Source organism: Desulfocicer vacuolatum DSM 3385 (assembly GCF_900176365.1).
Classification (GTDB): domain Bacteria; phylum Desulfobacterota; class Desulfobacteria; order Desulfobacterales; family Desulfobacteraceae; genus Desulfocicer; species Desulfocicer vacuolatum.
This window is the reverse complement of the sequence record NZ_FWXY01000012.1, coordinates 1-16747: the sequence shown is the minus strand read 5'-3', so window position 1 is coordinate 16747 and position 16747 is coordinate 1. Positions and strand designations below refer to the sequence as shown.

The 16747-nt window shown below is 46.6% G+C and carries 18 protein-coding genes; 7 read left to right on the top strand and 11 right to left on the bottom strand.

From position 1 onward, the window contains the following. Positions 1-4: 4 nt before the first annotated feature. The 11 genes from tpiA to kdsA form a co-directional block, all read right to left on the bottom strand. Complete coding sequence (gene tpiA, locus B9A32_RS11715) at positions 5-763, bottom strand: triose-phosphate isomerase (RefSeq protein ID WP_084069634.1); 759 nt, start codon at positions 761-763, stop codon at positions 5-7. A 49-nt stretch (positions 764-812) separates the two neighbouring features. Beyond that, on the bottom strand, positions 813-1232 hold the full coding sequence (locus B9A32_RS11710; RefSeq protein WP_084069633.1) for a PTS sugar transporter subunit IIA: 420 nt from the start codon (positions 1230-1232) through the stop codon (positions 813-815). Beyond that, positions 1229-2110 (bottom strand): RNase adapter RapZ, encoded by an 882-nt coding sequence (gene rapZ / locus B9A32_RS11705; RefSeq protein ID WP_084069632.1) that lies wholly within the window; start codon positions 2108-2110, stop codon positions 1229-1231. Before rapZ ends, B9A32_RS11710 begins: the two co-directional genes overlap by 4 nt. Before the next feature lie 139 nt (positions 2111-2249). After that, on the bottom strand, positions 2250-2708 hold the full coding sequence (locus tag B9A32_RS11700; RefSeq protein ID WP_084069631.1) for a PTS sugar transporter subunit IIA: 459 nt from the start codon (positions 2706-2708) through the stop codon (positions 2250-2252). 29 nt (positions 2709-2737) lie between these two features. Continuing rightward, positions 2738-3304: a ribosome hibernation-promoting factor, HPF/YfiA family gene (gene hpf, locus B9A32_RS11695; protein WP_084069630.1), complete on the bottom strand. Its 567-nt coding sequence runs from the start codon at positions 3302-3304 to the stop codon at positions 2738-2740. Between the two features lie 12 nt (positions 3305-3316). Then, positions 3317-4753 (bottom strand): RNA polymerase factor sigma-54, encoded by a 1437-nt coding sequence (gene rpoN / locus B9A32_RS11690; protein WP_084069629.1) that lies wholly within the window; start codon positions 4751-4753, stop codon positions 3317-3319. A gap of 1 nt (position 4754) precedes the next feature. Further along, a complete protein-coding gene (lptB, locus tag B9A32_RS11685) occupies positions 4755-5477 on the bottom strand; it encodes an LPS export ABC transporter ATP-binding protein (protein ID WP_084069628.1) in 723 nt (240 codons plus the stop codon). A 2-nt stretch (positions 5478-5479) separates the two neighbouring features. Then, a complete protein-coding gene (locus B9A32_RS11680) occupies positions 5480-6040 on the bottom strand; it encodes an LptA/OstA family protein (RefSeq protein WP_084069627.1) in 561 nt (186 codons plus the stop codon). A gap of 105 nt (positions 6041-6145) precedes the next feature. After that, positions 6146-6739, bottom strand: coding sequence for an LPS export ABC transporter periplasmic protein LptC (lptC, locus tag B9A32_RS11675; RefSeq protein WP_084069626.1), 594 nt, complete (start codon positions 6737-6739; stop codon positions 6146-6148). Then, a complete protein-coding gene (locus tag B9A32_RS11670) occupies positions 6706-7227 on the bottom strand; it encodes a KdsC family phosphatase (protein WP_332308511.1) in 522 nt (173 codons plus the stop codon). Before B9A32_RS11670 ends, lptC begins: the two co-directional genes overlap by 34 nt. Then, a complete protein-coding gene (kdsA, locus tag B9A32_RS11665) occupies positions 7227-8036 on the bottom strand; it encodes a 3-deoxy-8-phosphooctulonate synthase (protein ID WP_084069625.1) in 810 nt (269 codons plus the stop codon). The genes B9A32_RS11670 and kdsA overlap by 1 nt, the downstream gene beginning before the upstream one ends. A 231-nt stretch (positions 8037-8267) precedes the next feature. Between kdsA and B9A32_RS11660 the strand changes: the two genes are divergently transcribed. The 7 genes from B9A32_RS11660 to B9A32_RS11630 all read left to right on the top strand — a co-directional run bounded on the left by B9A32_RS11660 (position 8268) and on the right by B9A32_RS11630 (position 16686). Further along, positions 8268-9644, top strand: coding sequence for a M23 family metallopeptidase (locus B9A32_RS11660; protein WP_084069624.1), 1377 nt, complete (start codon positions 8268-8270; stop codon positions 9642-9644). Between the two features lie 111 nt (positions 9645-9755). Then, on the top strand, positions 9756-10916 hold the full coding sequence (locus tag B9A32_RS11655) for a homocysteine biosynthesis protein (RefSeq protein ID WP_084069623.1): 1161 nt from the start codon (positions 9756-9758) through the stop codon (positions 10914-10916). Positions 10917-10936: 20 nt separating this feature from the next. Next, entirely contained in the window at positions 10937-11590 is a 654-nt protein-coding gene (gene lepB, locus B9A32_RS11650) for a signal peptidase I (RefSeq protein WP_232367139.1), read from the top strand. A gap of 236 nt (positions 11591-11826) precedes the next feature. Beyond that, positions 11827-12765: an aspartate carbamoyltransferase catalytic subunit gene (locus B9A32_RS11645; protein ID WP_084069619.1), complete on the top strand. Its 939-nt coding sequence runs from the start codon at positions 11827-11829 to the stop codon at positions 12763-12765. Further along, entirely contained in the window at positions 12749-14041 is a 1293-nt protein-coding gene (locus tag B9A32_RS11640; protein WP_084069617.1) for a dihydroorotase, read from the top strand. Before B9A32_RS11645 ends, B9A32_RS11640 begins: the two co-directional genes overlap by 17 nt. 131 nt (positions 14042-14172) lie before the next feature. Continuing rightward, complete coding sequence (locus B9A32_RS11635; protein ID WP_084069616.1) at positions 14173-15579, top strand: sigma-54-dependent transcriptional regulator; 1407 nt, start codon at positions 14173-14175, stop codon at positions 15577-15579. 39 nt (positions 15580-15618) lie between these two features. After that, complete coding sequence (locus tag B9A32_RS11630) at positions 15619-16686, top strand: lysylphosphatidylglycerol synthase transmembrane domain-containing protein (RefSeq protein ID WP_084069614.1); 1068 nt, start codon at positions 15619-15621, stop codon at positions 16684-16686. Positions 16687-16747 lie beyond the last annotated feature (61 nt).

Below are 16747 nucleotides of genomic sequence, written 5' to 3'. Positions count from 1 at the left end.
TATATCAATCAAATTTAATTATCTTAATAAAAGTGTCAGCATCAAGACTTGCTCCGCCAACCAGAGCGCCGTCAATGTTTTGCATGGACATTAAAACAGAAACGTTGTCCGGCTTGACCGAACCACCATATAGTATCCTGGTGGCATTTGCAAGGTCTTTTCCAAAAATTTCCATTATCAAAGATCGCACATATTGATGGGTTGTTTCAACATCTTCCGGCGTTGCCACATTGCCTGTTCCTATGGCCCATACAGGCTCGTAGGCAATGACAAGTCCGCTCAACTCATCAGCAGAACGAAACCCTTTTAACCCATTTCGAATCTGTTTGTCAAGCACATAAAAAGTCTTTTCTTCTTTTTTTTCTTCATGGGTTTCCCCAATGCACAAAATGGGGGTCAAACGGGCGTCAAAAGCGGCCTTGATTTTTTTGCTGATGCCGTTGTCTGTTTCATGAAAGTATTGACGCCGTTCTGAATGGCCAATGATGACATAGTCTGCACCGGCAGCTTTGATCATCTCTGCAGACACTTCTCCTGTGAAGGCCCCTTCCTTTTCATGGAACAGATTTTGTGCGCCGGTTTTTACCGGGGTTCCCTCAAGGTTCTGGCTGACCAGGGGCAAAGAAAGCAGGGTGGGGGCGATCATTATATCCCTGTCATCCATATTTTCCACCAGCTGTGCCAGTTTTTTGGCAGTGGCCACAGCCTGTGAGCCAGTTTTAAACATTTTCCAGTTTCCGGCAATCAACGCTTTTCTGCTCATTTCTTACTTACTCCTTTTCAACTCAACTTTCTTTCAAGCCCATCAATGCTTATTGTTGTCTGTTTTCTTCACCCTTCAGGATGGCACTGGCCTGGGAAATGCTTCGCTTACCGTATTCCACAAGATTCTGGACGGTCTCTTTTAACGGGGCTTTTTCCCTGATCTCCATGGCCTTCATTAAAATGGGCAGGTTCACCCCGCTCATCACCTCAACCTTGTCTTCCTCCAAAAAGGAATAACTCAGATTAGAAGGGGTGCCGCCGAACATATCCGTAAAAATGATTACCCCCTGGCCATGTCTTACCTTTTTAATGGCATTTTTTATTTTTTTCAGGAGTGTATCTGGATTTTCCTTGATATCAATGGATACAGCGGCAAGATTTTCATATTTCATGTCCATGATAAATTCAAGGGTGTCTATGAGGGATTGCCCTAATTGTGCATGGGTTATCACAAGAATTCCTGTCATTTTTTCATTATATCCCTGTTGATGTCTCTGTGTGTGATGGCAATATTATTTTTTTTACGGTTCAGATATTCAAACAGTTTTCTGGCAATGGCAACGCTGCGATGCCTTCCTCCGGTACATCCAATGGCAATGGTCAGGTATGCCTTTCCTTCCTTTTCATACAACGGGATGAGAAAATCAAGAAGGCTGCGGCATTTTTCAAAGAACGTAACAGCTTCCTCTGTGGTTAGAACAAAATTTTTCACGCCATGGGTTTCTCCATCCAGATCCTTGAGCTCAGGAACAAAATAGGGATTTTTTAAAAACCGCATGTCCATCACCAGATCTGCTTCCCTGGGGAGACCGTATTTAAAACCAAAGGATAAAATATTGATTTTTATCTGTGATTGCACGGAGGCTTCCTTATGGGCAAGGGCCGTTATTTTTGCCTTGAGTTCATGGACGTTCAGGGTGGAGGTGTCAATGATGATGTCGGCAGTACTTCTTATGGCAAGCATCTCTTTTTTTTCGGAGCGGATGCTGGCGATGAGGGTTTTGTGGTGGTCCACGGGATGGTGTCGCCGGGTCTGGCTGTATCGATTCACCAGTACGTCTTCGTCTGCCTCAAGAAATATGGTTTCCGGTTTAAATCCGTTTTTCCGGAGTTCCTCCATGGTGCCGGTGTAATGGGAGAGAAAATCTTTGGCCCTCATATCCATGACAAAGGCAAATCCTTTGATTCCAGGGGTGTTTTGAATGGGCAGTTCAAGAAATTTTGGCAAAAGCGCCATGGGCATGTTGTCAACGCAATAGAACTCTGCGTCTTCCAGTGCCGCCATGACCGTACTTTTTCCAGAACCGGACAGGCCGGTTATGATGAATAATTTTATATTTTTCACGCACGATCTCCCGGAGGATGGATGACTGACGATCAAAGCCCATGCAATGCGTTTTTAAGGCCCTGTGTTAAAACCGGACTAAAGCAAACCGAAAAAAACACCATATTAAGATGTTTTTCCGGCTTTTATGCAATTTAGCTTAAAATTCATCATCCACATCGTGGATGATCTGGACAATGTCATCCACAGTTTCAGCTTTCATTAAACGGTCCTTGAAATCACTCTGTTTGAGCAGACGTGAAATCTGGGCCAGCACCTTCAGGTGGCTTCCGGTGGAATTTTCCGGCGTGATCAACAAAAAAAAGATGTGAACCGGCTTGTTGTCCAGGGAGTCAAAATCCACGCCGCCACGGCTGAGCCCAAAACCCACCACAATGGAGTTGATGGCATTGAGTTTCCCGTGGGGAATTCCAATGCCTCCTCCAATTCCCGTGCTGCCGAGCTGTTCCCGTTCCAGCAAAACCTTTAAGATCTGCTGGCTGTCGGTCTCCGCCATGTCGGACACTGCGGCTGCGAGTTCCTCCAGTACGCCTTTTTTGTCATTGGATTTCAGATCTGCAATAATGGCAGATCTGTGAAGAATCTCTGATATTTTCATGTAGGGTTACACCTGAAGTATATAAAATGTTAGTTGTGGGGCTGTATAAGACCCAGGTTGCCATCATTGCGTCGATAAAGGACATTGACGCGCTCTGTCCGGGCATTGCTGAAAACAAAGAAATCATCATCCCCTGCCGTGAGCTGGGTCACAGCATCATCCACATCCATGGGTTTTACATTGATGGATTCCAGCACCACTTCGGGACCCGGGGTACCCTCCGGTGCGGGGCCGGGGCTTTGGGGATCCGGTATGGCCGGGCTCACAAAGGCAAGGTCTTCATCTTTGATGCTTTGTTTATTGCCGGACATGTGACGTCGACTTTTTTCTTTGTTCTTTTTGATTTGTGCCTTTAGTTTATCCACAAGTAGGTCAATGGAAGAGTACATGTTTTCGGATGATTCCCTGGCATGAAGTTTCATTTTGTCACAAATCAGGGTGATTTCAGCAATATGTCTGATTTTTTCCACGGAAAGAACCACACTTGCCTCTGCAGGGTTTTCCAGCATTTTGTCAAGGCGATCCATTTTTTTCTGAACATAGGACTTTAACGCATCGGAAGGATCAATTCGTTTGAAAGTTACGGCTGTGTTCATAGTGTTACCTCCCTAAAATTGTTTTCGTTTGCTGGAAGGGAGAATGTAGAGCATCTCCCTGTACTTTGCCACGGTTCTTCTGGCAATGGTTATATTGTCCTCTTTCAGTAATGCTGCCAGTTTTTTATCACTCAAGGGACGCTTTGGGTCCTCTTTGGCCACAAGGTCTTTGATCTTTTCCTTGACACTTTCCGAGGCCATGGCATCGCCATTGGTGCGTTTAATGGAGCTGTTGAAAAAATATTTCAGTTCAAACATTCCCTGGGGGGTGTAAGCATATTTATTGGTGGTCACCCGGCTGATGGTGGATTCGTGCATTTCAATGTCTTCTGCAACGTCTTTGAGTATCATGGGCTTTAAGTGGGCAACGCCGTGGTCAAAGAAATCCCGTTGAAACTTGATGATGCTTTCCATCACTGCATAGATGGTTTTTTGTCGCTGGTGAATGCTTTTGATCAACCAGGAGGCAGCTTGCATTTTTTCATGGAGATATGCCTTGGCATCCTTGGGTATTTCCGTACCGTTGGAGATGGATTCCTTATAATAACGGTTGATCTTAAGCTTGGGAAGGCCGTCGTCATTCATGACAACCTTATAATCATCTTCATCCTTGTACACATAAATGTCCGGCAGAATATAGTGGGGTTCCTCCGAGGAGAATTTACGACCAGGTTTGGGCTCCAGATATTTAATTACATTGACGCAGGCAATTACATTTTCAATGGAGATGTTCAGGGAACTTGCTATTTTTTTATAATTTTTATTTTCAAGGTTTTTAATGTGCTCTGAGATGATTCTTTCAAGGATGGGATTGTCAATGCCCAGCCGTTTGACCTGGATGAGTAAAGCCTCTTTAAGATCCCTTGCACACACACCGGGGGGATCAAAGGTCTGCATGGTTGCAAGAACCGTTTCCACAACGTCCGGTTCAAATTTTCCGGATTCGGCAATTTCTTCAATGGATGCCCTGAGATAACCGTCAATATTGAGATTGCCGATGATCAAACTGCCAATCTGTTCCTCTGTTTCAGAGGGGCTGTTCATGAGCAACTGCCACTGCAGGTGTGCTTCCAGTGTGGTTTTCTGGCTGGTGAATGCTTCGTAGTTGGGGGCCTCCTGATGATCTCTTTCCGTGTGAACCCGACCGGTGGAGTTATACTCATTGATATAACTTTCCCAGTCAATGTCGTCCCGGACCTTTTCATCTATGGTAACCTCTTTAACCGCCTCTTCCGTGGCTGGGGCAGGGTCCTCTTTTTCCACCTGCCGGTTTTCTTCCGGAGTATCCTCCACTGCTTCTTCCAGGGCAGGATTTTCTTCCATTTCCTGTTGTATCATTCCGGCAAGTTCCAGGCGGGACAGCTGGAGCAGTTTGATGGCCTGCTGCAACTGGGGGGTCATCACCAACTGTTGGGTCAAAGTTAAATTTTGTTGAAGTCCAAGTACCATATCAGAGTTTAAAGTCATCTCCCAGATAGATTTTACGTGCCAACTTGCTTGATGTGATTTTTTCGGGAGTGCCCGATTCTATCACAGTTCCCTCGTTCATGATGTATGCGGTATTGCACACACACAGTGTCTCCCGCACATTGTGATCAGAAATTAATACGCCGATACCTTTTTTTGTCAGCTGAACAATGATCTTCTGGATATCTGCCACAGCAAGGGGATCAATACCTGCAAAGGGTTCATCTAACAATATAAAAAGGGGATCCGTGGAAAGGACCCTGGCAATTTCAAGTCTTCTTCGTTCTCCGCCGGAAAGGACACTTGCTTTTTGACGGGCAAGGTTGAAAATACCCAGTTCTTTCATGAGGGCATCGGTTTTGCCTGCAATATCTGCGGGCGGATCCGGTAACACCTCCAGCACAGCACTGATATTTTGCCGAACGGTGAGTTTCCTGAAAATGGATGCTTCCTGGGGAAGATAACCAATGCCGTTTCTTGCTCTCATATACATTGGATAGTCTGTAATTTCCTCCCGGTCAAGGAAAACCTTGCCTTCATCTGGTTTTATCAAACCCACGGCCATATAAAAGGTGGTGGTTTTTCCGGCACCGTTGGGACCGAGCAAACCTGTTACTTCTCCATGTTTTACACAGATATTTACGTCTTTTACAACGGTTCTGCCGTTGTAAATTTTTATCAGATGTTGGAGTGTTAATTCCGGCATGATTAATTTGTTTCCGGTGTGGGTGCACTGGAATCAAAAAAGGCCTCCACCCGCCGGGCAGGGCCTCCCTCCACCACCACCCGCCGGGAGTCTTGGAACAGGGTTATTTTTTTTCCTGTGACATAATTTTCCCCTGACAGCACAGTGGGGGCTTTCCCTGTGAGTACGATGGTTTTCTGGACGGTGTTGTATACGGCTTTGTCTGCCGTTGCTGTGGCATCTTTCTGGTTTACCTTGACATTCCCCCAGGCAATAAGCTCTTTAACATTGTCATCGGGTTGTCGATCGTCTTTTTTTGTGCTTTGGTTTTTTTTTTCTGCCTGGGAATAGAGCATTACTTTGATGTGATCTGCATGTATGGTGGCATCCAGCCTTGTGGCCACCACATTACCGGAGAACGCCACCTGGGATTTTTTATCATCAAAGGTCATGGTGTCTGAGGTGATGTGTACTTTTTCTGTGGGAACCCGGTCTGTTTTTTCAGCTGCCGTGATCCGGGCTGGAAAGATGAGGCTGGGCAAAAGCCAGGTCAAAGCCAGTGTTGTTAAAAATATTTTTTTCAAATCATGCCTTTTTATGGGATTGTTTTTCGCTTCGGGGATATATTTTTAAATTTTTCCCCTGTGTGCGTGCGGGGTGGGACCACTCGTCCGTCTGGCCATCTCCCATTAAAAAAATCCTTCAAAATTACCCTTAAGCTGCACCACATTTTCATTCAGATCCATGGTTAATCGGTCTGCTGTGAGCTTTGCCCGGGGAGTTGTTATGGTTACCGGAGTTATTGAATATATTATATGTCTTTTCTTTTCATATTGCAACCGGTCAGTTTCCAGAATCTGGTCAAGGTGCCGCACCACCACCGTGTCGGACAGGCTTATGTCATGCTGCTTTGTATCAATGGTTCCGGATCTGGATGTCAGGTGAATTTTTTCACCGTTGGTGAGGAAAAAAAAGACAGAAACGTCCTCCAGTACTGCCAGGTTTTTTTCTTTTAAGATGCGGGCAGACTCGGCATCCAGGGTCCACTCTTTAATGCCGTTTCGGGTGGATGTCTGGCGCATGGCACCAAGGGCAACCAAGGTCTTGGAGTCAATGGTTATATTTTTTGCCACGGGCTCTTTCGATGTGATGCGGTTGACAAAATAGATGGAGAAAAGAGCCGCCACCACACAGCCCATGGCAATGGCCAGGATAAAAAGAAGTCTGTTTCTTCCCTTGAGCCCCGATGTCATGTCAAAAATCCCTGCACGGTTTTTTCCCATAATCCCTTTGCCTTGAGGATTTCTTCACACACCTCCCGCACAGCGCCATGCCCCCCCCCGGCGGTGGTGATGCCATGGGCCCGGGACAGGAGGTCAAAGGGCGCATCGCTGACCGTGAGAAAAAGCCCCACAGCATTATAAACAGAAAGGTCTGGCAGATCATCCCCCATGAAGGCGGTGAGTCCGGCTGAAATCTTTGTCTTGGCAAGGATGGTATTAAATACCCTTAGTTTGTCTTTAACTCCCTGGAAAACAAGATCAATGCCCAGGTCCCGGCAGCGCATGTCAAGGGCCCTGGACTGTCTGCCGGTGATGATACCCACCTGAACCCCTGCCTTCATTAAAAGGCGCAGGCCCAATCCATCCCTGACATTAAAGGTTTTAATTTCAGCGCCTGTGTCTGCGTAAATAACACTGCCGTCGGTCAATACCCCATCCACATCCAGCAGCAGCAGTTGAATGTCTGCCATTTTATCGGTGGGCATCATCACAGGGCCGCCTTGATTTTAATAAGGGATGTCAAAAGCGCTTCCATCTCCTGGAGGGGGATGGAATTGGGGCCGTCACACAAGGCTTTGTCTGGATTGGGATGGGTTTCAATGAACAGGCCGTCAGCCCCGGCGGCCATGGCTGCCCGGGCCAGGGTGGGGGCAAATTTTCTCTCTCCGGCGGATGCTGTTCCCTTGCCACCGGGCAGCTGGACACTGTGGGTGGCATCAAAAATCACAGGGACCTCCATGGCCTGGATGATCTCAATGCCCCGGAAATCCACCACCAGGTTATTGTACCCAAAACTTGTGCCCCGTTCGGTGATGCTCACCTGTCGGCATCCGGCGGATTTGGCTTTCTCTATGATATTTTTGCAGTCCCAGGGAGCAAGAAACTGTCCTTTTTTAATGTTCACCGGTCTGCCTGTGCGGGCAGCGGCCAAAATGAGGTCTGTCTGACGGCACAAAAAGGCTGGAATTTGTATAAAATCAAGAATTTCAGCCGCTTTTTGTGCCTGGTCAGGAAGGTGAATATCTGAGATCACCTTCAGGTTGAATTTTTGTTTGATTTTGTTGAGAATTTCAAGTCCTTCATCCATGCCGGGACCCCGGAACGCATCAAAGGCGGTTCTATTGGCCTTGTCAAAGGATGCCTTGAAAATAAAGGGGATTTTAAGTCTGTGGGTGATTTCTGCCAGGCTTTGGGCCACCTGGCAGGTGGTGTCATAATCTTCAATGACACAGGGGCCGGCAATGAGAAAAAAAGAATGTTTTTTGGGGAAACTTAAATTTTGCAAAAAATGATTCATTGGGGGTGTCACCATGATGTTCGGAGAATTAAAGTGGTGGATCAGGCATATTGCCTGGATGTATGACAATATAAAAAATCATTATCAAGTGGAGTTTAACTTTTTAAAATCTATATTTCCGGGTGGGAAAAGTCAACAATGGAAAAGACCTTGATAACTTGTGCCAGAGCTGCTATTTTATTCAAGTTTTTTTGTTTTAATGCTAACTTACTGAAAAAATAGGCTCTATTAATGAGGAAATTCCTTTTTTTTATATTTGTTCTCTTTGTGGTTTTGCCCGGTGGCTGGCTGCTTTTCAATGAATTTGAGCAAAAAGATCCAGATATATCCATGGCCTTGCCTTCCCCCTATTTAAAGCGGTCCTATGAAATATCTGCCACCATCACCGATCGGGGCACTGGACTTAAACAGGTGAAAATCATCATTGCCCAGGGGGACAAAAAAAAGGTGCTTCTGGATAAAAAATATCCCTTTATGGGGTATAAATCCCTTTTGATGGCCGCCGGTGAACACACAGAAACCTTCACCGTGCCGGTGGAGTCCTGGAAATACGGTATGGTGGATGGAAATGCCGTCATAACAGTGGAGGCCTGGGACCATTCCTGGAACGGCTGGAAACGTGGAAACAGGGCTTTTGAGGAACAAAATGTCATTATTGATACAAAGCCCCCCCGCATTGAGGTGTTGACCAAAGTGCACAATGTTTCCAAAGGCGGAACCGGTCTTGCCGTGTATCGTCTTTTTGAGCCCGGTATTGAGAGTGGGGTCCGGGTGGGAGATAATTATTTCCCCGGCTATTCCGGTGTGTTTAAAGATCCTGATGTGTACACGGTGTTTTTTGCACTGGGCCATCTCCAGGGCCCGGGAACGGACATGTTTGTCCAGGCCGTTGATGCCGCCGGAAATATTGCCAAGAGAGGTTTTTACCATTATATCAGGGAAAAACGGTTTAAAAAGGATACCCTTAATATCTCAGAAAAATTTCTTTCCCGGAAAATGCCGGAGTTTGATCTCAGAGAAAAAGAAGCAGATTTTATAAAAACAGCCAACCCTGATCTTGAAAAGTTTATTTACATTAATCAGACCCTGAGAAAAGAAAATATTGAAACCGTGCTGACACCGTTGAAAGATTCTGAGCATGACCTTTTATGGAAAGGAAAATTTTTACGACTTTCCGGGGCTGCCAACCGCGCCAGCTTTGCAGATCACAGAACTTATAAGTATAATGGCAAAACCATTGACAAACAATATCACATGGGCATAGACCTGGCATCGGTGTCCCGGGCTCCGGTTCCTGCTGCCAATGCCGGTGTTGTAATGTCCACAGACAATGTGGGGATTTTTGGCAATATCGTGATGATTGACCATGGACTGGGGGTGGCCACCATTTACTCCCATCTTTCATCCATGGGAGTGAAAAAGGGAGATCGTGTCAACAAAGGAGATGTCATCGGGCGCACCGGCGCCACCGGGCTTGCCGGAGGGGATCATCTTCATTTTGGTGTGGCTGTGCATAATATTTTTGTCAATCCCGTGGAGTGGTGGGATATCTCATGGTTAAAAAATAATATTTTCAATAAAATAGACGATGTAAAATCTCAATTATAACCGCCACGGGCCGATGGTATTCAGACCTTTGTCTGCACGCAACAAAGCTTACAAACTCTTGGCTTTGCCGAGTTTTTCTTAAAAAAAAATTAACAAGGATCAGGTGTATAGATGGGAGAATTCAAGGTCAATAAGACCTATGCTGAAATTAATGAAAAAATAAAGTCGGGCAAGGCCGTTGTGGTGACTGCAGAAGAGATCATCGGTATTGTCAAAGAGAACGGGCCTGTGGAGGCTGCGGCCCAGGTGGATGTGGTGACCACGGGAACCTTTGCTCCCATGTGCTCCTCGGGTGCATTTTTAAACATCGGTCAATCCACCCCTTCGGTGCGAACCACAAAAACCTGGTTTAATGACGTGCCTGCCTATTCCGGCGTGGCAGCTGTGGACTCTTTTCTGGGAGCCACTGAGGTGAGCATTAATGATCCCTTAAATAAAATCCATCCCGGAGAATTTAACTATGGCGGTGCCCATGTACTCCAGGATCTGGTGTCGGGTAAAAAAGTTGAGGTGCGTGCGGAAAGCTATGGCACAGACTGCTACCCCAATCGAAAAATTGAAAAGACCATGACCCTGGCAGACATGCCCCAGGCCATCATGTGCAATCCCAGAAACGGATATCAAAATTATAATTGTGCCATCAATCGCACGGATAAGACAAAATATACCTACATGGGAACTTTGAAGCCGAACATGGCCAATGCCAACTACTGCTCTGCCGGACAGTTGAGCCCTTTGTTCAATGACCCATATCTTAAGACCATCGGCATCGGTACCAGGATTTTTCTTGGAGGAACCCAAGGATATGTGTCCTGGAGCGGTACCCAGCATAAGTCAGATGTGCAGCGGGGCCTCAACGGTGTGCCTTTGACCCCGGCCGGTACCCTTTTTGTCATGGGAAATCTAAAGGAGATGTCACCGGAATGGCTGGTGGCCCAGAGCATCCGAGGATACGGTGTGTCTCTTTCCATGGGGCTTGGTATTCCCATCCCCATTTTAAATGAAGAGATGGCAAAATTCACTGCCGTGGCAGATGAAGATCTTTTCACCCAGGTGGTGGATTATGGACATGACTATCCCCAGGCCATTTCCAAAAGTTATGGGCAGATCAGTTACGCAGAGTTAAAAAGCGGTACCATCATGATCCAGGGCCAGGAGATCCCCACGGTTCCCCTGTCCAGTATGATTAAGGCCCGTAAAATTGCCATGCTGCTCAAGGAATCCATTAAAAACGGCAGCTTTCTCCTGGGAGAACCCCAGCACATTTTTTAAGTTAAAAGGGGTGTATCCCATTGAAAAATCATAGCAGTGCACCACTGACCAGGGCGGATAAAAAAAACAAAGGGGCCCTGCGGGAAAATGTAGAAGCCATACTCATTGCCATTGTTCTGGCGCTTTTTATCCGGACCTTTGTGGTGCAGGCCTTTAAAATTCCTTCGGGGTCCATGAAAAACACCCTGCTCATCGGGGATCATATTCTGGTGAGCAAGTTCATCTATGGGATAAAGGTCCCCTTCACCGACGGGTACACCCTGATTCCCCTGAAAGATCCCAAGCGAGGGGATATTGTGGTGTTTAAATATCCCGAAGACCCGGACAAGGATTTTATCAAGCGGGTGGTGGGAGTTGGCGGAGATACCGTTGAAATTAAAAATAAAAAACTGTATGTCAATGATCAGCTCCAGGACCATCACGCCTTTGCCATTTATAAAGACCCCCATGTGATTCCCCCCAAATTCAGCACCCGGGATAACCTGCCCAAAATAACAGTGCCGGAAAATTCACTCTTTGTCATGGGGGACAACCGGGACAACAGCCATGACAGCCGATTCTGGGGCTTTGTGGATCTCAAGGCAGTGAAGGGAAAAGCCTTTATCATCTACTGGTCCTGGAACAGTGATGAATTTGGTGTCCGGTGGAATCGTCTGGGCCATTTTTTAAAATAAATAATATTATAACTCAACTTTCGGTGTTCGCATTTCGTGGTGGGGTCAGGCTTTCGTTATTGACATTATCGAGGCTTTTTTCGCTGGCAAAGGCCTTGGTCGATAACATCAATAACAAAAGCCTGACCCCGTGGGCACACTGAACCCATCGGTACATTTAAAAATGCCGGCTTTGAAATGAAGCCCGAAAATTGAGATTATAATCCAACGGATCGTTACATAGGAACAATTATAGCATGCGATTTGAACATAAAGATCTTCTGGACATCTCCTCCCTTTCCCCCCAGGACATCACCATGATTTTGGACACGGCAGAGGGTATGAAGGAGATTAATAAACGCCCGGTCAAAAAGGTGCCCACCCTGCGGGGTAAAACCATTGTCCTTTTTTTCCAGGAACCCAGCACCCGCACCAAACTCTCCTTTGACATTGCAGCCAAGCGTCTCAGCGCCGATGTTATTTCCATCTCCACCGGTTCCAGCAGCATTGTAAAGGGAGAAACCCTCATTGATACAGTAAAAAACCTGGAATCCATGAGTCCGGACATCATTGTCATGCGCCACTCCTCATCCGGGGCGGCCCAGCTCATTGCCAGGAAGCTTGCTCCTTCTGTGGTCAATGCCGGTGACGGACTCCATGCCCATCCCACCCAGTCGTTGCTGGACATGATGACCGTGCGGGAGAAAAAAGGAAAAATTGAAGGGCTTAAAATTGCCATCATCGGAGACATTGCCCACAGCCGGGTGGCCCGGTCCAACATCAACGGTTTTACCAAGATGGGGGCCACAGTGAATGTCACAGCCCCGGGTACCATGATTCCCAAGGGAATTGAAACCCTTGGATGCCATGTGGCACCGGACATTGAGTCCTGTGTGGAAGATGCCGATGTGGTGATGATGTTGCGCATCCAGAAGGAACGCCAGGAAAATATTTTATTTCCTTCGGAAAGGGAATATGCTTCTTTATTCGGCCTTACCCGGGAGCGACTGGCCCGGGCCCGCATGGATGCCATTGTCATGCATCCGGGTCCCATGAACAGAGGTGTGGAAATTGCCAATATTGTGGCAGATGGTGAACGATCGGTGATTTTGGAACAGGTCACCAACGGGGTGGCCCTTCGCATGGCTGTATTTTATCTGGTGGCAGGGGGAAAGAAATATGCTGACAAGGATTAAAGGTGCAAAAATTGTCGATCCGGGTAATGTGGACGGCGATTATAAAGATATTATCATCCGGGACGGGCTCATTGATGCATTGGTTGAGCCTGACAAAGAACTTGATGCCACGGACACAGATGAAATAAAGGAAATTGATGCCACGGGCATGATTGCCGTGCCCGGACTCATTGATCTGCATGTGCATCTGCGGGAACCGGGCCATGAATACAAGGAAACCATTGAAACCGGTGCCAGGGCAGCCGTGCGGGGAGGCTTTACCACCATCTGTCCCATGCCCAATACATCTCCTGTGAATGATAACAGCCAGGTCACAGCTTACATTGTGAATAAAGCCAGGGATCTTGGTCTGTGCCGCATTTTGCCCGTGGGTGCCATCACCCGGGGCCTTGAAGGAGATACCTTGGCCGAATATGGGGATATGAAACAAAAGGGCATGGTGGCCATTTCCGATGACGGACGACCTGTGGCCGATGCCAGGGTGATGCGCCGGGCCATGGAATATGCCAATGGATTGGGCCTGCCTGTGATTTCCCATTCCGAAGATCTGTCCCTGGCCCGGGAAGGTTCCATGAATGAAGGCATCACCGCCACCCGGCTGGGCATTAAAGGCATACCCAATGCCGCGGAAAGCACCATGGTCATGCGGGAGATTGCCCTGGCTGAACTCACCGGTGCCAGGGTTCACATTGCCCATGTGAGCTGTGAGGAATCTGTGGATGCCATCCGCCACGGCAAAGCCCGGGGGGTGAAGGTGACAGCAGAAACCGCGCCCCACTATTTTACCCTCACCGACGAGGCCGTGGCCCAGTATGACACCCATGCCAAGATGAATCCGCCCCTTAGAACGGAAAAAGACCGCCAGGCCATCATTGAAGGATTGGTGGACGGTACCCTGGATATCATTGCCACGGATCATGCCCCCCATTCTCCCCTGGAAAAAGAGGTGGAGTTTGACCGGGCCGCCTTTGGTATTGTGGGACTTGAAACCTCCCTTGCCCTGTCCCTTGAACTGGTGCAGGAGGAGAAACTTTCCCTTTCCCGGTTAATTGAAAAAATGTCCAAAAATCCGGCGGCTATACTGGGTATTGATAATGATCTGAAACCCGGAAACCCTGCGGATATAACTCTTATTGACCCGGAAGCCTACCACACCATTGATCCGGACACCTTTTTTTCAAAGGGGGTGAATACGCCCTTTGTGGGCTTTAATGTCAAGGGTGAGGCGTGGATGACACTGGTGCAGGGCAGGGTGGTCTTTGAAAAAGAGCTTTAAACCGTAATTATCCTTAAAATACTGTTTTTTATCCTCAAAAGTGGATTTTAAGAGATAAAATCGAAGCTTTTTGAATCAAACTTTTATTAATAATAAGCCCTTAGCGGGGTCAGACCCCATTTGAAAAACTTATGAACACTTGTTCCGCAAATATATTGGTGGTGGATGATGAATTGAGCATGCGAGAGCTTCTGGATGTGATGCTCAGCCAGGAGGGGTACGGGGTTTCCCTTGCCAATAACGGAAAACAGGCCCTTAAAATCATTAAGAAAAAAAGTTTTGATCTGATTTTATGTGATATCCGGTTGGGGGACCTCACAGGGCTTGATATTTTAAGGGCGGCCAAACAGAAAGATCCTGATACTGTGGTGATCATGATTTCTGCCTTTTCCACCACCGAGGTGGCAGTGGAGGCCATGAATGAAGGGGCCTTTGATTTTGTTCCCAAGCCGTTTAACAATAAAGAACTCAAAGCTGCCATTGAAAAGGGGCTTGCCTTTAAACGTCCTGAATGTCTTGGGGGAAAGGCATCTCCCAAAGAAAAAGGTGTTGTTCATTTTGGAAAAATCATTGGGGACAGCTCCGGCATGGTGCGCATCTATGATTTAATCCGACAGATTGCCGACACCAAAACCAATGTGTTGATTTCCGGGGAAAGCGGCACGGGAAAGGAACTCATTGCCCGGGCCATCCATGATTTGAGTGACAGAAAAGAGCATCCCTTTGTGGTGGTCAATTGTGCCGGTATTCCTGAGACCCTTATTGAAAGTGAATTTTTTGGTCATATGCGGGGATCATTCACCGGAGCATTGTCCGATAAAAAAGGATTGTTTGAAGCGGCCCATGAGGGAACAATCTTTCTGGATGAAATCGGGGAGCTTACTCCCATGCTCCAAGTAAAGTTGTTGCGGGTGGTCCAGGAAACCTCTGTGAAGCCTGTGGGGGGAACCACGGAAATTCCTGTGGATGTGCGTATTATTTCCGCCACCAACAAAAAGCTGGAAAATGAGGTGATTGACGGTAATTTCAGAGAAGATCTTTTTTTCCGGCTTAATGTGATCCCCATTAAGGTGCCCCCCTTGCGGGACCGGGCCGGGGATATTAATCTTCTGGCCAATCATTTTATTGAAAAATATTCAAAAAAAATGAACAAGGTTATTTCCAGAATATCCTCCTATGCCCTTGATTTTTTGAATCAATATACCTTTCCCGGTAATGTGCGGGAACTTGAGAATTTAATTGAGCGCAGTGTGGCCCTCTCTTCCACCAATATTATTTTGCCTGAAAGTTTGACCATTTCCACCCATAAACGGCGGCGGTGGATAGAAGGCATTAAGGAGCGGCGGTTTGATCTGGAGGAGGTGGACAAGGGGGTGAATCTGGATGAAATTTTGTTTGCCATTGAAGGGGCCTATTTAAGAAAGGCGATGGAGGTTGCCGGGGGTAATAAGAGCCGGGCTGCTGAATTGCTGGGTATGAATTTGCGGTCCATTCGATATCGGATTGGTAAGCAGGTGGATGCTGATGGGAAGGATTGATGGGAGCAGGGGTTCATCAATGATTTTAGGCACATTTAATTGAGGTCTGATACTTTATTTAAAAAAGCGATTTCTTTTTTCATCGGGTTGCTTGTTTCTTTTTTTTTCTTTCAAATGGCATTTAAGAATATTCCGCTGGTTGAATTAAAAACAACAATCACTCATGTCAATTACCATTATATATTCTGGGCTGTCTTGATCGTGCTTTTCAGCTGCGTTTTACGAAGTTTACGCTGGAAAATATTGTTGTCCCATGGTGTTAAATTCTCTACCTGTTTTCATGTTTTGATGACGGGATTTATGTTAAACTGTGTTTTACCGGGAAGAGCTGGTGAGGTTACACGTCCTGTGCTCATTTCACAGAGGTCATCCCATTCTTTTGCCGGTGCCTTATCTTCTGTGCTTCTTGAACGATTGTTTGACCTGTTTACCTTACTTGTTTTTTTTGCCTTACTTCTTTCATGGATTCCCATTTCCAGGAGCTTATCCTATAGCTTTGGTGAATATGAACTTAACGCTGCTTTATTGATCAGCCTTGCATGGTGGATGATTAAACTTTTTTTTGTATTGCTGGGCGGGGTTTTATTGCTGGCATTTAAACGTACAAGAAAAATACCTGAGATGTTCATTGCCGGTGCATTAAAATATGTTTGCGTCCTTCCTGAAAAAATAGCTGATATGTTAGAACTATTTTTGTTCAACCCTCTGACCTTGTTTATTCGTCATTTTGTCACAGGAATTGAGGCCGTAAAATCATCCAGGGCCTTTATTTCTGTCATGGGATTGTCTTTTGGCATATGGCTGGTCCAGTTGGGTTCTTTCTGGGTGGTGGCCAAGGCCGTGCCAGGAATTTCCCTTGGCATTGTGGAGCTGGCCTTTGTGATGGTTGTTATTTCTTTTTTTATTGCCATTCCTTCTGTGCCCGGTTATTGGGGGGTGTGGGAGGCCGGTGGGATGTTTGCCATGATGGTGTTTAATATTTCCGGGGCTGATGCGGCAGGATATCAGCTTGTTAATCATGCTGTGCAAATTTTTCCGGTTATGGTGGTTGGTTTTTTTTCTGTTTTAATTATCCCCCTGTGTCAGGATAGAAGTCGCCTCAATTGAAAATTTAAACTCTGGGGCATTGAGGTGATTTTATGGTATATCCGATCAAAACAAAAGAGGC